We start from the raw sequence: 18,029 nt of genomic DNA, 5'->3' as shown, positions 1-18,029 counted from the left end.
TGCCGTTGGATGGTGGCGCTGCGGCGGGTGGCCGCTTTTGCTGTTGGATGGCCCTGCTGCGGCGATGTGCCACGACCTGCAGCTGCAGCGGCGGTTAAGTTTCCCGCTACAACCAAAAGGCGTGGACAGGACTGCAGCAAGAAACGCCGCAGCCGGGCAAAACATGACTTCTTGGCAGCTTGCACTTGCCTTGGCGCCTTAAAGGAACTTAGTTCCGTTATCGCACGGATTGAAAGTCAACAGATCAATCTTAACGGAACTTTGTTCCGTTATTTGTCCGTTATTAGCACGATACTTCCCCAAAACGCCTAAATAACGCACTCTCGTTCCGCTATTTTCGGGAAATACTCGGGAAATAGGCCGATAGCGGAACCATTTTCCGTTAATCGAGATCGACTGATAGCGGGGCCATTTTCCGTTAACTGGGATAGACCCGATAGCGGAACCATTTTCCGTTAATCGAGATCGACTGATAGCGGAACCATTTTCCGTTAACCGGGGCCCCTTCTCTGAGAATCAATTTACCGGCTGCGTCCCAGCTCGGACCAACGCCTCTTCAGCACGATGCTTCCGGTGTACAGCGCTTTGCCGACAATGGCCCCGCCGACGCCCTCAGGCGCATGCTTGGCAAGCGCGGCAAGATCTTCGAAGCGGCTGATGCCGCCCGAGGCGATGACGGTTTGCTTCGACGCCTGCGCGAGCTGAACGATAGCCTCCACGTTAGGGCCGCCCATCATGCCGTCGCGGGCTATGTCGGTGAAAATGAACGTGCGCGCGCCGTACTCCGCAAGCTCGCGGGCAAGGTCGGCGGCGAGCACTTCCGTTGTCTCCAACCAGCCGCGAGTGGCGACGTACCCGCCCCGGCAGTCAAGGCCGATGGCGACTTTGTCGCCGCCGTGCTTGCGGAGCACTTCGTGCACGAATGCGCGGTTTTCGATCGCGGCCGTACCGAGAATAACGCGAGAGACGCCGAGCGACAGCAGCCGGTCGACGTCTTCTTCGGTGCGAAGGCCGCCGCCGGTCTGGACCGGAACCCGGACGGCTTTGGCGATGCGCCCGATCAGCTCGTAATTGACAGGATGACCGGCTTTCGCGCCGTCAAGGTCGACGGTGTGGATCCACTCCCCGCCTTGCTCCTGCCACTGAAGCGCAACCTCCAGCGGATTGTCGTTATAGACGGTCTCCCGATTGTAATCGCCTTGAACGAGCCGGACGCATTTGCCGTCCCGGATATCGATGGCTGGATAAACGATAAAAGCGGACATGAGGATGATGTGCCTCCGTTAATGGGATAAAAATTTTATTCGGTTAACTGTTCGACATAGGGGGGCGAATCGCCCCGTCACCCTAATACCGGACTAGCCGTCAGCCGCAAAAAATTGCTCAGCAGCTTCATGCCGACGTCGCTGCTCTTCTCCGGATGGAACTGCATGCCGTACACGTTGCCGCGGCCGACGATAGCCGTCACCGGCTGGTGATAGTCGGTCACCGCCAGCAAATCGGAAGCCTGCTCCGGCAGCGCATGATACGAGTGAACGAAATAAACGTAGCCTTCCTCCAGGCCGTCAAACAGCGGGCTCGGACCTACGAACGAAAGCCGGTTCCAGCCCATATGCGGCACTTTGTAGTCGCCCCGGAAACGGACGACCCGCCCCGGCAGCAGATTCAAGCCTTCATGCTCGCCGTGCTCCTCGCTGCTCGTGAACAGCAGCTGCATGCCGAGGCAGATGCCGAGCAGCGGCTTGCCGCTGGCCGCAAAGCGCAGCACCGCGTCCTTCAGGCCCGTGGCGCGCAGCTGCTCCATCGCATCGCCGAATCCCCCGACGCCGGGCAAAATCGCCCCGTCCGCCTTCATCAGCTCGGCCTCGTCCGATGTTACGACATACGCGAAGCCGAGCCGCTCGACCGCTTTGCTGACGCTATGAAGATTGCCCATGCCGTAATCGATGATCGCGATCATTCGCTACAGCACCCCTTTCGTGGACGGAACCCCTTGCACGCGCGGGTCGATGGACGTCGCCTCGTCGATCGCGCGTCCGAGCGCCTTAAACACGGCTTCGATCATATGGTGCGTGTTCAGCCCGTAGTGCACAATGACGTGCAGCGTAATGCGCGCCTCCAGCGCCAGCTCCACAAAACTCGTGCACAAGCTCGACCTGGAAGCTCCCGACCCCGGCCGACGGGTACTGAGCCCGGTATTCAAAATGCGGCCGGTTGCTGATGTCGATCACAACTTGCGCCAAAGCTTCGTCCATCGGCACGAACACGCTCGCATAGCGCTTGATGCCGCGCTTGTCGCCGAGCGCCTCGCGCAGCGTCTGGCCGAGGCAGATGCCGATGTCTTCGACGGTGTGATGATCGTCGATGTCGACGTCCCCGCGCGCTGTCACGCGCAAATCGAACTGGCCGTGCTTCGTGAACAGATCGAGCATATGGTTCAAAAACGGCACGTCCGTCTCGATCTCCGACCGGCCACTGCCGTCCACCGCGAACGTGAGCGAAATGTCGGTTTCGTTCGTGCGGCGGGAGATGGAAGCGGTCCGCTCCCCGCCGACTGGCCCCGTGAGGCGTTCGCCCAGGGGGGAGGAGGAAGCGGACGAAGAAGCAATGCCGGCCGTACCCCCGTTACCCGGCGCTTGACCGAGGCTGCCGGCGGTTCCGCCCGTCTGCCCAGACGCAGCTGCATAACCGCCTGCGAATTCGCCCGAACCTGCCGCGCCGCCTCCTGTGCTTGTACTTGCCGCACTACCACCGCTTCCGGTACCAACTGCTCCATACTCACCGCCCATTACAACCGTTCCCCCGCCCATTGTCTTTGTCTGCATTTGCCGCTCCACTGCCTGCACTCGCCGCACTGCCCGTACCGGCAGCGCCACTGTCGCCGCCTGCGCCTGCTGCACCGCCACTGTTCCGTGCGGCGCCTGCGTTCGCGGCCGCCCCGGCGTTCCGGCTGCGTTCGTGCCTTCCGGCTGCTCCCGCCCGGCCGCCGATTGCGCCGCCGCCTGCAGCAGCTGGGCGTCGGCGACCGTCTTGCCTTCGCCCCACGAGCCAGTCACGATATGCTCCGTCCCGGACCCGCCGGCCGAAGCCGCAGGCCTTCCCGCAGGCTCCGCATAAGCGGCGTCCGGGTCCGGCCGCAGCTCCCACCAATTGGGGCCCGTGCGCCCCGTTTCCGCACTTCCGCCTTGCTCCGCCTGCTTCCCGCTCTGCTCCGCCTCGCTGCCGTCCGCGCCTTGCGGCGCGCCAGTGTCCCTGCGCTCCTGATCACTCATGACCGCGGCCCCCTCCTTCATTCTCAAGCCGCACCTGAATGGCCCGCGCGTGAGCTTCCAGCCCTTCGTGGCGCGCCAGCGTCATAATCGCCTCGCCGTTCGCCAGCAAATCTTGTTTGCTGTACGAAATGACGCTCGACTTTTTGACGAAATCGTCGATGTTGAGCGGGGATGAGAACCGCGCCGTACCGCTCGTCGGCAGCACGTGGTTCGGACCGGCAAAATAGTCGCCGACCGGCTCGGAGCTGTACGCCCCGAGGAAAATCGCGCCGGCGTTCTCAATCGCGCCCAGCAGCTCCAGCGGCTCGGCGACGAGCAGCTCGAGATGCTCCGGCGCGAGCTTGTTCACGAGCTCCACGCCGTCCGCGAGCGAGTCGACGAGCAGGATCGCCCCGTAGTCCGCGACGGACTTCGCGGCGATGCTTTTGCGCGGCAGCGTCTCGAGCTGGCGCAGTACTTCCGCCTGCACACGCTCCGCGAGCGCGCGCGACGGCGTGACGAGCATGGCCGACGCCAGCTCGTCGTGCTCGGCTTGCGACAGCAGGTCCGCCGCCGCATACGCGGGATTCGCCGTTTCGTCGGCGAGCACCACGATCTCGCTCGGGCCGGCGATGCTGTCAATGTCGACGGCGCCGTACACGGCGCGCTTCGCCAAGGCGACATAGACGTTGCCCGGGCCGACGATTTTGTCGACGGGACGGATCGATTCCGTCCCGTATGCCAGCGCCGCGATCGCCTGCGCGCCGCCGACGCGGTATATTTCGCGCACGCCCGCTTCGGCAGCGGCTACGAGGATGTGCGGATCGATGCCGTGGGTGCCTGCCGTAGCCGGCGGCGTCACCATGACAATTTCCGGTACGCCGGCAACCTGCGCGGGGATGGCGTTCATCAGCACGGAGGACGGATACGCCGCCTTGCCTCCCGGCACGTACAAGCCGACGCGGCGCAGCGGCCGGATGATTTGGCCGAGCATCGTTCCGCTCGGCTGCAGATCGAACCATGAGGTCCGCTTCTGCTTCTCGTGGAAAGCGCGAATGTTGGCAGCCGCCTGGCGAAGAGCGGCCAAAAACCCGGCGTCGACGCTCTTGTACGCGGCTTCCAGCTCTTCCGGCCCGACGCGAAGCTCATCGACCTCCACGCCGTCGAACTGCCGCGCATACCGCTTCAGCGCCGCATCCCCGTCTTGCCGCACGTCGCCGATAATGCGCCGCACCGTCTCCTGATGCTCGGCGGTGCCCATCTCCACTTCCCGTTCCAGCTTAAAATCCGCCGCGCCGATAATTTTCATCGTCCCATTCCTCCTTTTACCGTTGTGCCGTCCGCTTCGCGCCCATCGCTAAGCTACGCACGCTGCGTCACCGTGTCCTGCAGCAAATCGCACAGCCGCTGGATCGGCTCGTTCTTCATCCGGTAGCTGACGCGGTTGGCTATGAGCCGGCTCGTAATTTCAAACAGCACTTCCTGCTCGACCAGTCCGTTTTCGCGCAGCGTTTGCCCGGTCTCGACCATATCGACGATCCGGTCGGCTAGGCCGATCAGCGGCGCCAGCTCGATGGAGCCGTTCAGCTTGATCACCTCGACCTGCTGCCCCTTTTCGCGGAAAAACTGCGACGCCACGTTCGGGTACTTCGTCGCCACGCGCGGATGGAGCGCCGGCCGCCAGTCCGGCAAGCCGATGACCGACATGCGGCAGCGCGCGATGCCGAGGTCCAGCAGCTCATACACGTTGCGGTTTTCCTCCATCAGCACGTCTTTGCCGACGATGCCGATATCCGCCACCCCGTATTCCACATACGTCGGCACGTCGACCGGCTTCGCCATAATGAATTCCATGTTCATCTCCGGCACCGGAATAATGAGCTTGCGCGAATCGTCGATTTCTTCCGGAACGGGCAAGCCCGCGCTGCGCAGCAGCTTCGCCGCTTGCTTATAAATGCGCCCTTTGGGCATCGCAACCTTTAACAAATCCCCCATCGTTACTCACCCGCTTCGTCCTGACTTACTTATCCGAATACGTCATCACGTTATGGTACAAAATCCCCTGGAACCGGTACGTGCCGTCCGCCAGCGCTTCGACGCGGCGTCCGGCATCGTCCGCCGAACCGGCACCATCCGCGCGGCCGGGCACAAGCCGCGTCTCCACAAGCAGCCCTTGCCGGGAGCGCATCTCCGCCGCTGCCGCAAACGCCTCCGCCCGGCGGCCCGCCGTATACATAACGAGCACGCGCTGCGGCTGCTCGCCCCGCTCTTTGCCGACAACCTCCAAAATGCGGTTCGTCTTCAAAGCGAACCCCGTCGCCGGTGCCGGGCGCCCGAACTGCGCCAGCAAATTGTCGTAACGGCCACCGCTGCATACCGGGAAACCGAGCTCCGCCGCGTAGCCCTCGAACGTGAGGCCTGTATAGTAAGAAAAATCTCCGATCATCGTCAGGTCGATCAGCACATGCTCGCTTACGCCGTACGCCTTCAGCACGTCCCATACTCCGCACAGATGGCCGATCGCCGCCTTGGCGGTCTCGTCCTTCGTGACATGCACCGCCTGCTCGCATATTTCCTGCCCGCCGCGCAGCCGCAAAATGCCTTCAAGCTCCCTGGCGGCGTCCGCGCTGACGTTCAAGCGGCGAATCGCGTCGCGATACCCGACATAGTCGCGGTGCAGCAAGCATTCCTTAAGAAGCGTCTGGTCGTCCTCCCGGCCAGGCAGCGTCTCCTGCAGCAAGCCGTTGAGGAATCCGACGTGGCCGATCGCGATTTTGAAGCTTTTCACGCCGGCCGCGCGCAAACTGGCCACCGCCAGCGCCACCACTTCGGCGTCCGCCTCCGACGAAGCGTCGCCGACCAGCTCCACCCCGGTCTGAAAAAATTCCGCATCGCGTCCGGCCTCGTCCTCGAACGCGCGGAATACGTTGGAATGATAAGAAAGGCGCACCGGGAACGGATGCTCCTTCAAAAGCGACGAGACGACGCGGGCAATCGGCGCCGTCATGTCGGAACGAAGCACGACGGTCTGGCCTTTGCGGTCCAGCAGCTTGAACAGCTTTTTATCCTCCGTCGAGCTGGCCACCCCGACCGTATCGTAAAACTCCAGCGTCGGCGTTATAATTTGCCTGTAGCCCCAACGCTCCATGCATTCGAGCACGCGGAACTCGACCGCGCGCAGCTGCGCTACCGCTTCCGGCAAATAGTCCCGGACGCCGGTAGGTTTTTCAAACACTTTCGGTTTCGTCAACCGGATCACCCCAACAACAAACGCTTTAGTCTGCTAATATGCTACCATGCTACCAAAGTAAAGAATGTACTCGTAAGTTTACCACGGCGGCGAAAACCCGTCAACGGTTTTCAGCGCCGTTTTCAAGAGCGTTCTGCACGCCTTCGCCCGCCTCGCGGACGACCCGCAGCGGGTTGCCGGCCACGAACGAGCCCGGCTCTACATCTTTGTGGACGACGGATCCGGCCCCTACGACGGCGCCGTCGCCGATCGTCACACCCGGCAATATCGTGCAGTTGGCGCCGATCATCACGTTCGAGCCGATTTTGACCTCGCCGAGCCGGTATTCCTTGATCAAGTACTCATGCGCGAGAATTGTCGTATTGTAGCCTATGATCGAGTTGTTCCCGACGCTGATCAGCTCCGGAAAAAACACGTCCACCATGACCATGAGCGCGAACGCCGTCTCTTTGCCGACCTGCATGCCGAGCACCCGCCGGTAGATCCAGTTTTTCGCCGGCAGCCACGGGCAGTATCTGGCAAGCTGGATAAAAATAAAATTCCGTACCGACCTCCAAGGGCTGACGGTACGGTATATTTGCCACAACGCGTTCGGTCCGTCGACCGGGTACCGCTGCGTTTTTCTCACAGTCATCCTCTCCCCGCCGGGCGGGCCGTCACCCGTTCGCCCGGTCCACAACCTCGAGCAGCTCGCTCATCGACTGAATGATATCGTCCGGCCGGAACTGCTGCAAGTACGCTTCGCCCTTCAGCGACCAGGCGACGCCGACGGAGCGCGCCCCCGCGTTTTTCGCGGCTTCGATGTCGTAATGGCTGTCTCCGACCATAATCGCTTGCTCCGGCTTCGCTCCGAGCGCCGCCAGCGCTTTGCGGATCCCTTCCGGATCGGGCTTCGGCTTCTGCACGTCGTCGACGGTGACGACGATGTCCATGAAGTCCCGCAAGCCGCACAGCTTCAGCCCCATCTCCGTCGTGTTCCGCACCTTGCTCGTCACGACGCCGAGGCGCAGACCGCGCCGCCGCAGCTCCGCCAGCGTGTCCTTCACTTCCGGAAACTCCCGAACCAGCTCGTCATGACGGGAGATGTTGAACTCGCGGTATTTGCGCACCAGATCGTCCACGTCGTTCTTCCCGGAGAACAGCCGCAGCTGATCCGTCAGCGCTCCGCCCATATTCGGAATGATGACCTCGCGCGTCAGCGGCTTGGCCGGTACTCCCTCGAGCGCATATAGAAACGATTGAATAATAAGCTCATTCGTATCGACAATCGTGCCGTCCAGATCAAACAATACGGTCGTAATCATGCAGCAGCTCCTTCGTATTGGTCACGTTGCCGTATCTTCGCGGGCTGGAGCGGCGTCGATGGCGCGTTCGGCCGGGGTTGCCGCCGCTGCGCCGTCTTCGGCAGAACCGTTTTCCCTTTTTGCTGCTTTCGCCGAAACGATCGGGTCCGCGTAGCGGATTACGGCAAGCCCTTTCCGTCTGCGGTATATGACGAACACAGTAGCGCCGATCACCAGCAGCACCGCCAGCAATTGCGAGACGCGGATGTTCGTGCCGGGCTCCATGGCGCCCCACCCGAACGAATTCATCGGCGACCAGAGCGTCCGCAGCAGCGAAGCGAGCCAATCCGGGCCGGCGAACGACAAGCTGTCCGTGCGCACTCCTTCGACGAAGAAGCGGCCTACCGAGTACCAGGCAAAATACGCAGCAAAAAGCTCCCCGGCCCGCAGCCCCGGACGGCGGCGCAGCCAGAACAAGAACAAGAGACCCGCCAAGTTCCAGAGCGATTCGTATAGAAACGTCGGATGATAGTACTCACCCTGAATATACATCTGATTTACGATAAAATTCGGCAAATGGAGCGTATTCCGCAGGAAGCTTTCCGCCACCGGCCCGCCGTGCGCCTCCTGGTTCATGAAGTTGCCCCAGCGGCCGATCATCTGCCCGGCAATCAAGCTGGGCGCGCAAATATCGGCGATGCGCCAAAAGTTGTATCCTTTGCGCCTCGTATAAATAACGGCGCCGATAATGGCTCCGATCAGCGCGCCGTAGATGGCGATGCCGCCGTTCCAGATTTTGAACACATCGAGCAAGTTGTTCTTATATTGATCCCATTGGAAAGCGACGTAATAGATGCGCGCGCCGACGATCGCCGACGGCACTCCGACGAGGAGCAGATCCATAAAAAAGTCGGGTACGATCCCGAACCGTTTGCCCTCCCGTATCGCGAGGAGCAGACCGACGAGCGCGCCCGTGCCTAGAATGATGCCATACCAATGCACGGGGATCGGCCCGAGCGAGAATGCGATCGGATTCAACATGTAGTTTTGCAAACTCCCTTCAATCGCTGTCGTCCATATCTTCGGCTAGCGTCTCCGTCAGCTTGTTCGTGAACTGAAGCGCCGCGTTATAGCCCATTCGTTTCAAGCGGAAGTTCATGGCCGCCACTTCGATGATGACTGCCAGGTTGCGGCCCGGGCGAACCGGTATCGTCACAAGCGGCAAGTCCGTGTCGATGATGCGCGTCGTCTCCTCGTCGAGGCCGAGCCGGTCATATTGTTTGTCCTGCTGCCAGTTCTCGAGCCTGGCGACGACGGAAATTTTTTTATCCGTCCGAATCGCTCCGGCTCCGAACAGCGTCATGACATTAATGATCCCGACGCCGCGGATCTCAAGCAAATAGCGGATCAGCTCCGGCGCATTGCCGATAAGCGTAAAATCTCCGGTCTGCCTGATTTCGACCGCATCGTCGGCGACCAGCCGATGTCCCCGCTTCACCAGCTCGAGCGCCGTCTCGCTTTTGCCGATGCCGCTCGATCCGGTAATCAGCATGCCGATGCCGTATACGTCGACGAGCACCCCGTGAATCGTTGTCGAAGGAGCCAGGCGGCGTTCGAGAAACCCGGTAATTCTGCTGGCAAGCGTCGTTGTCGCCATTTGGCTGCGCAGCAGCGGCAAAGCGCGTTCGCTCGCCACTTCGGCCAGCTCGGGCGGAATGTCGAGCCCGCGCGTCACGCATATCGCCGGCGTTTCCGGCCCTTTGCACAGCTCGTCCAAACGGTCCCGGCGCTGCTGCGCCGACAACGTTTCCATGAAGGAGAGCTCCGTCTTGCCCATCAGTTGCACCCGCTCGTTCGGGTGGTAATTGAAATAACCGGCCAATTCGAGGCCGGGGCGGTATAAGTCGGCAGTCGTGATCGGGCGCTTCAGTCCCGCTTCCCCAGCAACGACCTCCAGCCGGAATTGCTCGACCAGGTCCGCTACTTTCACCCTTTTGCCCACGGTGCATGTCTCCTTTGCGTGTCCCCAATACTCCCATCGTAAAGGAAACAGGCGGGGAAAGCAACTTCTCTGCATGAAAAAAGGCCTGCCGTTCGTCGGAACGGCAAGCCTTAATAACGATTATTAATTCACGTTGACAAGGATGGACTCGGTTGACGTCTTGTCGAAGAAGTGCGCTTTGTTCATGTCCAGCGCGAGCTTCACGTTCGTGCCTTCCTTGAAGCCGGCGCGGCCGTCGACGCGAGCGATGACCGTACCTTGGCCGATGCCGGCGATGTACAGGTACATTTCGTGGCCGAGGTTCTCGGACAGCTCGATGTTGGCGTCGATGATCGTGTTCGGGGAAGCTTCCAGGAAGATCGCTTCTTCATGGATGTCTTCCGGACGAATGCCGAGCACGACTTCTTTGCCGATGTAGCCTTTCTCGCGCAGGCCTTGCGCTTTGCCTTGCGGCACAGCGACGTTCATGCCCGGAGCTTTGAAGCGTACGACGCCTCCTTCTTCGGAAAGCGTACCGGTAACGAAGTTCATCGAAGGCGAACCGATGAAGCCGGCTACGAACATGTTGACCGGGTAGTTGTAGATGTTTTCCGGCGTATCGGCTTGTTGAATGATACCCTTATCCATAACGACGATACGGTCGCCCATCGTCATAGCTTCCGTCTGGTCGTGGGTTACGTAGATGGTCGTAACTTCGAGACGCTTTTGCAGTTTGCCGATTTCGGCGCGCATCTGTACGCGCAGCTTGGCGTCAAGGTTGGAGAGCGGTTCGTCCATCAGGAACACTTGCGGCTCGCGGACGATCGCACGGCCGAGTGCAACGCGCTGGCGCTGACCGCCGGAGAGCGCCTTCGGCTTGCGGTCGAGCAGGTGCTCGATATCGAGAATGCGCGCCGCTTCGCGAACGCGAGCGTCGATGTCGGCTTTTTTGAATTTGCGGAGCTTCAGGCCGAACGCCATGTTCTGATACACGCTCATGTGCGGGTACAGCGCGTAGGACTGGAACACCATGCGATGTCGCGGTCTTTCGGAGCTACGTCGTTGACCAGACGGTCGCCGATGTACAGCTCGCCTTCGGTAATTTCCTCGAGGCCTGCGATCATCCGCAGCGTAGTGGATTTACCGCAGCCGGAAGCGCCTACAAGAACGAGAAACTCTTTATCTTTAATATCGAGGTGGAAATCTTTTACCGTCGCTTCTTCGTTGCCAGCGTATTTCTTCACAATGTGGTTCAAACGAACGCCTGCCATCGTAGTATTCCCCCTACCGAAAAAGTGATTTTCAACTACCTACATCTTACCCCAGCCCTATGCGCGTGACTATGCACAATCTCTACAAAAAAATTACTTTCTTTTCGTGACTTTATACAATAGCAGCACGATGCGCACCAGCACGGCGTCGCTGAACGTGCGCACGTCGAGTCCGGTTTCCTGCTTGAACTTGTCCAGCCGGTACAGCAGCGTATTGCGGTGGACGTACAGCTTCTTGGCCGTCTCGCTCACGTTGCAGTCGAGGGCGAAAAACTGCTCCAGCGTCGTCTGCGTCTCGGCGTCCAGCAAATGATCGGCGCCCTTCAGCACTTGCTCCAAAAACTTGGCTTTGTCGCGGTCCGGCAGCAGGTGCAGCAGCTTCTCGAGCCGCAGCATCCACGGCAAATGAATGTTGCTCGTCACATGGAACAGCCGTCCCAGCATCATCGTCTCGCGCAGCCTGAGCAGCGCCCCGAGCAGCCCTTGCGCCGGCTTCAGAGGCAGATCGACGGCCAGATGGCACTCGCCCACCCATTCGCTCTCCAGCATCGCATGCAGGCCGGACACCAGCGCGGACAGCGTTTCCTCGACGGTCTCCTCGGCATCGTCGTCTCTTTCTTCCCCGCCGCTGACAAGCAGCCCTTCCGAGCCGAGAATGAGCCATTCCTTGTCCAGCAGCGGAATCAGAATAATATCGCCGTCGAAAAACGTTTCCAGCAGCTTTTTCAGTTCCTGGTACGTCACCCGTCTCGTCGTCGAATAGTCGCCGTACAGCAAAATCGGAATGCGCGTGTAGTACAGCGACAGCTGCGAGACGAACGAATCCGGCAGCTCCGCCTCGGTCACGCCGAGCTCGGTCTGCTCCAGCAGCCACTCCCGCAGCGCCGCGATGCGCTTCTCCTCGTCGGATTGCCCGGGCAGCGCCGCTTTGCGTTCGGACGCCCGCCTCGCCTCGATCGTCAGCTCCACGAGCTGCCGCTCCGACGATGTCATGAGTCCGTCCGGGGCGAGCAGAACGCGCACGTTGTGGCCGCTTTTTTGCAGCGGGAAATAGATCGAGTGATCCGCGGCTGCGCTGCGCACGGCACCCGCCGCACCGCTTGTTTGCTGCTCGCCGGCGGCAAGCTTCTCCCACTCGTCCGCCGGTATGTCTTTGATCGACAGAGGCGTTCCCAGGATCGCTTCCAGTTGCGTTTTCATCTGCTCCCAGTCCATCGCACGTCTCCCATTCGTGTCTATCGGTTTCATTCTATATTACCATAAAAAAGCCCTTATCGATTGTCCGCTCGACAATAGGACGAGATAAAAACTAATTGAAGCCTATTTGGCGGGAAGCAGCTGCGTTCTACGGAAGCCACTAGCTCCGCGCAACAGTCCCATACTGAACGACTCTATTTTCGCCATAAAGCATCAACTCGTTGTGCCATAAGACGTCAATTGCAAATTGTGCATTTCAAAAGAACGATTTCAGCAAATAAGTAGATATAAGATGCAAAATTTACACGTAATTGTTGCGAAATGTCCCTAATCGGATGGATGGCTTGGAAAAACATGTACGTTTTAAATTGGGTTCGACTTTCCCCGCTGATTTTCCTACGTTTTGCATATGACTTCGTCTGCGCACTCTAACTCAGACTGTTAGTAGCCCAGCCGCTCCAAATAGCTCCGCGTGTCGGCAATAAGCGCCCCTGCGCGCCGCAATTTGTTCATCGCTTTGTCCCGTCTGCCGTCGGAGGCGCTGCCGATCGCGTCCGACAGCAGCGTGACCGGATAGCCCCGGCTCAAGCCGGCTCGCGCCGTTGCCGCCACGCACCTTCGGCATACAGGCCGGCCAAAACGAGCCCGGTTGCGTCATGCTTCGTAAGCTCGGCCTGCAGTTGCGCATTGACGAAGGCGCTGGGCGTCCGCTTCGGCAAGTAGATGCCGCCCTCCTTCACCGTCAGCGCGAATCGAGCTTGGCCCCCTCCTTGCCCTTCATCGCCGCGAATCGCCGCCCCAGATTGCCGATCCATTGCCTTTTCTCGAATTCGTTAGCGACATAAACGATCGGCCACTCTCTCGCGGCAAAAGCTTCGATAGCCCGGTTCGCCCCGTCCAACATCGGCTCGATGTGGTGGTCGGCAATGCGCATCCGCCCGGCCGGCAGCGTGAAATCGTTCTGAATATCCATGACCAAAAGCACAGGCTTTATCATTACACAGGCCACCTTGGAGAATTAACGTCATTCACAATTATGGTAACAAAGCCGGTGGCCCGCATCAGTCCGGAGACCGATTCGGCCCGCCCGCGCTTGCACCGGGTCCGTCCATTGAACCGGACCCGTACCGCCGTTGCCCAATCCGCGTTACGTTTGCTTCACGATCCGCCACTACGCGTGCACCCAGTCTACGTTCCCCTTGCTTCGCGATCCGTCACCACGTTTGCCCCAGCCCGCCCTTCGCCTGCACCGTGCCTTCGCTGCCATACCGCTGCCCTCCGGCGGCACCTTCCGGCACCTTTGCCGATGTCCCGCAAGGACCTGACGGACGCGATGCGGCGGCGGATAATTCGCAACTTTTTGGCAACAATGAGGGCATATGGAAAGGAGCCGGTCATGATCAAGCTGCCTTACGGACATGGAGACGTTGCGCTCCGCCTGCCGCCGGGTGCGGGCTGCGACACCATTGTATATCCGGGCGCCCAAGTGACGCCGATCGACGGGGCCGCCGTCCTGGAGCAAGCGCTCGCCGCACCGATCGCCTCGCCGCCGCTGCACGAGCTGGCGCGAGGCCGCTCATCCGCCGTCATTCTGATCAGCGACGGCACGCGCCTCAGCCCGAGCCATTTGTTCTTGCCGCTGCTGCTGCGGGAGCTGGAACGGGGCGGAATACCGGATGACGGGATAACGATCGTCGTCGCTCTCGGCGCGCACCGCAAGCATACCGAGGAAGAGCTGATGCGGCTCGCCGGAAGCGAGGTGTACCGCCGGGTGCGGGTCGTGAATCATTCTGCGCTGGCGGAGGATTGCGAACCGGTTGGAACGACGTCGAACGGCACCCCGGTTGCCATCAATCGGATTGTCGTCCAGGCCGAACTGCGCATAGCCACGGGCAACATCGAGCCGCATGCTTTGGTTGGCGTCTCCGGCGGCGTCAAGGCGCTCGTGCCCGGCGTTGCAGCGCGGGAGACGATCGAGCGAAATCATTCGCTGTCCCAGTCGCACAAGGCGCAGCCCGGCTTCCCTGACAATCCGGTCCACCGCGATTTGGAGGAGGCGCAACGGCTGCTTCCGCTCCATTTTTTATTTAACGTAGTTGTGAATCATCGGCAGCAGCCGCTGGCTGCTTTTGCCGGGCATGTAGCCGAGGCACACCATGCAGGGGTGATCGAAGCGCGGCGGCTGTTTTTGGTCGAAGCGAAGCCCGACTACGACGTAGTCATCGCCTCGCCGGGCGGCTATCCGAAAGATACGCAGCTGTACCAAACGGTCAAGACGATGAAAAATGCCGCCGCCCACGCGAAGCCCGGAGGAGCGATCATCACCGTCTCCCGCTGTCAGGAGCTGTTCGGCAACGGCACGTTCCAGGAATGGATCGAAACGATCCAGGACCGCGCCACGATGGCACGCAAGCTGCAGGAGCAATTCGTGCTTGGCGCCCATAAGACGGGGCATATCGATCAACTGTTGAAGCGCAATCGCATTTTTCTGTACTCGGAAATGCCGCCCGCCGCGGTTGAGCTCGCCGGTTTCATTCCTATCGACGACATCGAGGCGGCGGTGGCGCAGCTTGCGGGCGAACGCCCGGACGTTCGTATGGCGATAATGCCGTACGGCGGCTTGACCTATCCGCTGGAAAGCGATAGCTTGGCCTAGTCTATCGAAGGAGGTTGGCGCTTTATGTACTGGAGCGGTTGGCCGCTGGACCGGATCGTCGTTCTGTTCGTCGCGGCCGCGTATGCGTTTATCGGGATTCAAGTGACGATGTTCCATTACCGGCAAAATTTTCACCACAAGTCGATGTGGGGGCCTGTCCTCTCCTCGCCGGTGTTCTTCCTCGCCGGACTTGCTTTGGCGCTGCTCAACTTGCCCTGGCTGGCGGTGCTGTTCCAAATTCTGATGTGGGTCGGTGTGGCGGAAGGTTTTGTCGGGTTTTATTACCATTTTTCCGGCGTCGGGGTCAGGGTCGGGGGCTACGAGCCTCGCAATTTCCTGATCGGGCCTCCGGTCGTGCTGCCTCTCATGTTCTCGTCGCTCGGCGCCCTGGGGCTATTAGCCTTGTATTGGAGGTAGCTGCCGTGAAAAACTCAAAATATCCGACCTATGATGTGATGGAACAGCAGGAGCACTGGGACGAGCATACGAGGTCGATCGTGAGCAGCCGGCTCGTGCGCGAGCATGGCTACCGGTTTCTGACGACGGTGGAGGCCGAGACGCTGCGGGCATGGTGTCCGCTGCTGGTGGACGACACCCGGGCCGACATTATCCAGTACGTCCTGTGCCATATCGACGAGACGCTGGAGAAAAATAAAGGCGAAAGCCAGCGCAAGCCGGGCGTCCCGCCCGAGCGCGAGCTGCTGCGCAGCGGGCTGAAAGCGATGGAGCAGGCGGCGCTCTCGGCGCATGGGCGGAACTTTTTCCATCTGGACGAAGAGACGCGCCGCAAGCTGCTGACCGAACTCAGCCAAGCCGACGCCGAACCGTCTTCCGTCTGGAACGGCGTGCCGCAAAAGGAGCTGTTCGGCAAAGTGCTGGCGCTCACCGTGGAATCGTACTACTCGCATCCGACGGTATGGTCCGAAATCGGGTACGGCGGTCCGGCCTATCCCCGCGGCTACGTACGCACCAATATCGGCCAACTGGATCCGTGGGAGGCGAAGGCAGAGCCATGATCGAACGACGTTACGAACAGGAAGAAGTCGACTTCGTCATTGTCGGCGCCGGAGCTGCGGGGGGCGTGCTGGCCAAAGAGCTGGCGGAGGCCGGCATGAGCGTCGTCGTGCTGGAAGCCGGGCCTTGGCGCGATCCGCAGCACGATTTTGCCAGCGACGAGCTCTCGATGAAAAGCCTCGGCTGGCAAGAGACGCGCCTCGTCAGCGGCAGCGACCCGCTGACGATGGGCCACAACAACTCGGGGTACGGCGTCGGCGGAGGCACGACGCATTTTACCGGCGTGTTTTTGCGGTTTCACGCTTCCGATTTCATGACGCGGACCGTAGACGGAGTGGGCGAGGATTGGCCGATCCGTTACGAAGATCTGGAACCGTTTTATGACCGCTCCGAACGCGAAATCGCCGTGTCCGGACCGAAGCATTTTCCCTGGGGAGAGTTTCACGGCCCGTACCCGTATCCCGAACGGGAGCCGCTCAGCCCGAACGCTTATTTGTTCAAAATCGGCTGCGAGAAGCTCGCCATACGCACGGTCACTTCGCCCTTGGCGATTTTGTCCGCGCCGTTCGAGGGGCGGCCGCCCTGCATTAACCGCGGCTTCTGCAACCAAGGCTGCATGCCGAATTCCAAATTCAGCACGTTAATCGTTCATGTGCCTAAAGCGGTCCGGGCCGGCGCCGAAGTGCTCGCGGACTGCATGGTGACGCAAGTGCTGATGGGCGCCGACGGCCGGGCGCGAGGAGTTGCGTTTCGGCACGAGGGACGCGAGTACGAACAGCGGGCGAAAATCGTCATCCTGTCCGCATTCGTCGTCGAAAATCCGCGGCTGCTGCTCAATTCCGCCAATGCGCAGTTCCCCGACGGGTTAGCCAACTCGAGCGGATGGGTCGGGCGCGGCATTATGGTGCACAGCAGCCATGACGTTTACGGGAAATTTGACGAAGAAGTGCGCTTGTACAAAGGAACCCCGGTGCTGGCGTCGACGCAGGAGCTGTACGCGACGGACCCGAAACGCGGCTTCGCGCGGGGATATACGCTGCATGCGCACGGCTCCCGGCCGCTTGCGATAGCGCAAGGAATCACCCGTTCGCAGCCCCTCGACTTGAAGCCGAACGTCCCGCAAGCCGGCGTCGGTTCGGGATCTCCTCCGGTATGGGGCGAGCGGCTGAGACATATGATGCTCGATTACAATCACTACAGCCGCGTCACGCTCGTCGGCGAAACGCTTCCCGGCGCGGACAACCGCGTCACGCTCGCAGACGAGAAAGACGAGAACGGCTTGCCGCGGGCCAAGGTGAATTATTCGTACTGCGACAACGATATGAAGCTGATCAAGCACGCCGTACAGACAATGTCTTCGATCATTAAAGCCGCCGGAGGAACGCCGGAATTCGTCGTCCCGGACACGGCTCACTTGATGGGCGGCTGCCGGATGGGAACCGATCCTTCGAGCTCCGTCACGGACTCGTTCGGCCGTACGCACGACATCCCCAACCTGTATATTTGCGACGCCAGCCTGTTCGTCACTTCCAGCGGGTGCAATCCGACCAACACCGTCATGGCGCTCGCCTACCGGACCGCCGCCCACTTGATCGACAAGGCCAAAAAGCTGGAGCTGCAAGCCTTGCAAAGCCGCGCCTGATTTGCCATGATGGATGGCAGAGCGTACAAAGAGGTCGAGGAGGCTAAAAGATTATGGCTATTGCGGAATTTACCGTCGTACCGATCGGTACCGGCAGCACGAGCCTGAGCTCGTATGTGGCGGCCATGCACCGCGTGCTGGAAGCGGAGCAAGCCAAAGGGCTCGTCCGGTTCGAGCTGACAGCGATGAGCACCATTGTGGAGGGGCCGCTCGACGAGGTGCTGGCTGTGGTGCGGCGCGTGCATGAAGTTCCTTTCGAGCAGGGTGCCGGTCGCGTCTCCACTTCGATCAAAATCGACGACCGCCGCGACAAGCCCGGGGTGTCGATCCGGCAGAAACTGCAGTCCGTGCAAGAGAAGCTGTAAAAAGAAGCCCGGCAGCATTGTGGTCAAGACCCCAAATAGCGGACATTGAAAAAAGCCCTAAGCTGCTAGCTGACGTCGGTACTCTGCCGGCGTCAGCTTGTTTAGCTTTCTTTGCGCTC

The 18,029-nt window shown here is 60.6% G+C and carries 19 protein-coding genes and 2 pseudogenes; 5 read left to right on the top strand and 16 right to left on the bottom strand.

Features of this window, described 5'->3' with window-relative positions:
* Window positions 1-521: 521 nt before the first annotated feature.
* The 16 genes and pseudogenes from hisA to SD70_RS23810 all read right to left on the bottom strand — a co-directional run bounded on the left by hisA (window position 522) and on the right by SD70_RS23810 (window position 13,230).
* Window positions 522-1,265 carry a 1-(5-phosphoribosyl)-5-[(5-phosphoribosylamino)methylideneamino]imidazole-4-carboxamide isomerase gene (gene hisA / locus SD70_RS23875; protein WP_041050364.1) on the bottom strand — a complete coding sequence of 248 codons (744 nt, stop codon included), beginning with the start codon at window positions 1,263-1,265 and terminating at the stop codon, window positions 522-524.
* Between the two features lie 77 nt (window positions 1,266-1,342).
* Window positions 1,343-1,960: an imidazole glycerol phosphate synthase subunit HisH gene (gene hisH / locus SD70_RS23870; RefSeq protein ID WP_041050362.1), complete on the bottom strand. Its 618-nt coding sequence runs from the start codon at window positions 1,958-1,960 to the stop codon at window positions 1,343-1,345.
* Between the two features lie 3 nt (window positions 1,961-1,963).
* Window positions 1,964-2,579, bottom strand: a pseudogene (gene hisB, locus SD70_RS23865) (imidazoleglycerol-phosphate dehydratase HisB).
* Window positions 2,580-3,264: 685 nt separating this feature from the next.
* Window positions 3,265-4,560 carry a histidinol dehydrogenase gene (gene hisD, locus SD70_RS23855; protein ID WP_041050358.1) on the bottom strand — a complete coding sequence of 432 codons (1,296 nt, stop codon included), beginning with the start codon at window positions 4,558-4,560 and terminating at the stop codon, window positions 3,265-3,267.
* A 53-nt stretch (window positions 4,561-4,613) separates the two neighbouring features.
* Entirely contained in the window at window positions 4,614-5,246 is a 633-nt protein-coding gene (gene hisG / locus SD70_RS23850) for an ATP phosphoribosyltransferase (protein WP_041050357.1), read from the bottom strand.
* A 25-nt stretch (window positions 5,247-5,271) separates the two neighbouring features.
* The gene (locus tag SD70_RS23845) at window positions 5,272-6,501 is read right to left on the bottom strand and encodes an ATP phosphoribosyltransferase regulatory subunit (protein WP_041050356.1); all 1,230 of its coding nucleotides are present in this window, start codon (window positions 6,499-6,501) and stop codon (window positions 5,272-5,274) included.
* Between the two features lie 100 nt (window positions 6,502-6,601).
* Complete coding sequence (locus SD70_RS23840; RefSeq protein WP_052487817.1) at window positions 6,602-7,129, bottom strand: acyltransferase; 528 nt, start codon at window positions 7,127-7,129, stop codon at window positions 6,602-6,604.
* A gap of 28 nt (window positions 7,130-7,157) precedes the next feature.
* Window positions 7,158-7,805, bottom strand: a complete 648-nt coding sequence (gene ppaX, locus SD70_RS23835) for a pyrophosphatase PpaX (protein WP_041050354.1) — start codon at window positions 7,803-7,805, stop codon at window positions 7,158-7,160.
* A 21-nt stretch (window positions 7,806-7,826) separates the two neighbouring features.
* Window positions 7,827-8,825, bottom strand: coding sequence for a prolipoprotein diacylglyceryl transferase (gene lgt / locus SD70_RS23830; protein WP_041050352.1), 999 nt, complete (start codon window positions 8,823-8,825; stop codon window positions 7,827-7,829).
* A gap of 19 nt (window positions 8,826-8,844) precedes the next feature.
* Entirely contained in the window at window positions 8,845-9,786 is a 942-nt protein-coding gene (gene hprK / locus SD70_RS23825; protein ID WP_041050350.1) for an HPr(Ser) kinase/phosphatase, read from the bottom strand.
* Between the two features lie 123 nt (window positions 9,787-9,909).
* Window positions 9,910-10,317, bottom strand: coding sequence for a TOBE domain-containing protein (locus SD70_RS38525; protein ID WP_231571477.1), 408 nt, complete (start codon window positions 10,315-10,317; stop codon window positions 9,910-9,912).
* Between the two features lie 291 nt (window positions 10,318-10,608).
* Window positions 10,609-11,036 (bottom strand): annotated as a pseudogene (locus tag SD70_RS38520) (ABC transporter ATP-binding protein); the annotation flags it as partial.
* Window positions 11,037-11,129: 93 nt separating this feature from the next.
* The gene (locus SD70_RS23815; protein WP_041050348.1) at window positions 11,130-12,251 is read right to left on the bottom strand and encodes a PucR family transcriptional regulator; all 1,122 of its coding nucleotides are present in this window, start codon (window positions 12,249-12,251) and stop codon (window positions 11,130-11,132) included.
* 423 nt (window positions 12,252-12,674) lie between these two features.
* Window positions 12,675-12,821 carry a hypothetical protein gene (locus SD70_RS35240; RefSeq protein WP_197081145.1) on the bottom strand — a complete coding sequence of 49 codons (147 nt, stop codon included), beginning with the start codon at window positions 12,819-12,821 and terminating at the stop codon, window positions 12,675-12,677.
* Window positions 12,818-12,952 carry a hypothetical protein gene (locus tag SD70_RS39415; protein ID WP_269432520.1) on the bottom strand — a complete coding sequence of 45 codons (135 nt, stop codon included), beginning with the start codon at window positions 12,950-12,952 and terminating at the stop codon, window positions 12,818-12,820. The genes SD70_RS35240 and SD70_RS39415 overlap by 4 nt, the downstream gene beginning before the upstream one ends.
* A gap of 23 nt (window positions 12,953-12,975) precedes the next feature.
* Window positions 12,976-13,230, bottom strand: a complete 255-nt coding sequence (locus SD70_RS23810; protein WP_041050347.1) for an isochorismatase family protein — start codon at window positions 13,228-13,230, stop codon at window positions 12,976-12,978.
* Window positions 13,231-13,629: 399 nt separating this feature from the next.
* Between SD70_RS23810 and larA the strand changes: the two genes are divergently transcribed.
* The 5 genes from larA to SD70_RS23785 are packed head-to-tail and all read left to right on the top strand — an operon-like array spanning window position 13,630 to window position 17,910.
* Entirely contained in the window at window positions 13,630-14,889 is a 1,260-nt protein-coding gene (gene larA, locus SD70_RS23805; RefSeq protein WP_041050417.1) for a nickel-dependent lactate racemase, read from the top strand.
* Between the two features lie 24 nt (window positions 14,890-14,913).
* Complete coding sequence (locus tag SD70_RS23800; RefSeq protein WP_041050345.1) at window positions 14,914-15,306, top strand: hypothetical protein; 393 nt, start codon at window positions 14,914-14,916, stop codon at window positions 15,304-15,306.
* Window positions 15,307-15,311: 5 nt separating this feature from the next.
* Window positions 15,312-15,905, top strand: a complete 594-nt coding sequence (locus SD70_RS23795) for a gluconate 2-dehydrogenase subunit 3 family protein (RefSeq protein WP_041050343.1) — start codon at window positions 15,312-15,314, stop codon at window positions 15,903-15,905.
* A complete protein-coding gene (locus SD70_RS23790; RefSeq protein ID WP_156158162.1) occupies window positions 15,902-17,545 on the top strand; it encodes a GMC family oxidoreductase in 1,644 nt (547 codons plus the stop codon). Before SD70_RS23795 ends, SD70_RS23790 begins: the two co-directional genes overlap by 4 nt.
* Before the next feature lie 53 nt (window positions 17,546-17,598).
* Window positions 17,599-17,910 carry an MTH1187 family thiamine-binding protein gene (locus SD70_RS23785; RefSeq protein ID WP_041050342.1) on the top strand — a complete coding sequence of 104 codons (312 nt, stop codon included), beginning with the start codon at window positions 17,599-17,601 and terminating at the stop codon, window positions 17,908-17,910.
* The last annotated feature ends 119 nt before the right edge of the window (window positions 17,911-18,029 follow it).

The organism is Gordoniibacillus kamchatkensis (assembly GCF_000829455.1).
Taxonomy (GTDB): Bacteria; Bacillota; Bacilli; order Paenibacillales; family NBRC-103111; genus Gordoniibacillus; species Gordoniibacillus kamchatkensis.
Note: the sequence above shows the minus strand (reverse complement) of the source record. Positions and strands in the feature narration are given on the sequence as shown.

Coding starts and splice junctions, on each gene's coding strand:
- hisA (WP_041050364.1), bottom strand. CDS start 1,265: ATGTCCGCTTTTATCGTTTATCCAGCCATCGATATCCGGGACGGCAAA.
- hisH (WP_041050362.1), bottom strand. CDS start 1,960: ATGATCGCGATCATCGATTACGGCATGGGCAATCTTCATAGCGTCAGC.
- hisD (WP_041050358.1), bottom strand. CDS start 4,560: ATGAAAATTATCGGCGCGGCGGATTTTAAGCTGGAACGGGAAGTGGAG.
- hisG (WP_041050357.1), bottom strand. CDS start 5,246: ATGGGGGATTTGTTAAAGGTTGCGATGCCCAAAGGGCGCATTTATAAG.
- ppaX (WP_041050354.1), bottom strand. CDS start 7,805: ATGATTACGACCGTATTGTTTGATCTGGACGGCACGATTGTCGATACG.
- lgt (WP_041050352.1), bottom strand. CDS start 8,825: ATGTTGAATCCGATCGCATTCTCGCTCGGGCCGATCCCCGTGCATTGG.
- SD70_RS38525 (WP_231571477.1), bottom strand. CDS start 10,317: ATGAACTTCGTTACCGGTACGCTTTCCGAAGAAGGAGGCGTCGTACGC.
- SD70_RS23815 (WP_041050348.1), bottom strand. CDS start 12,251: ATGGACTGGGAGCAGATGAAAACGCAACTGGAAGCGATCCTGGGAACG.
- SD70_RS23810 (WP_041050347.1), bottom strand. CDS start 13,230: ATGATAAAGCCTGTGCTTTTGGTCATGGATATTCAGAACGATTTCACG.
- larA (WP_041050417.1), top strand. CDS start 13,630: ATGATCAAGCTGCCTTACGGACATGGAGACGTTGCGCTCCGCCTGCCG.
- SD70_RS23800 (WP_041050345.1), top strand. CDS start 14,914: ATGTACTGGAGCGGTTGGCCGCTGGACCGGATCGTCGTTCTGTTCGTC.
- SD70_RS23790 (WP_156158162.1), top strand. CDS start 15,902: ATGATCGAACGACGTTACGAACAGGAAGAAGTCGACTTCGTCATTGTC.
- SD70_RS23785 (WP_041050342.1), top strand. CDS start 17,599: ATGGCTATTGCGGAATTTACCGTCGTACCGATCGGTACCGGCAGCACG.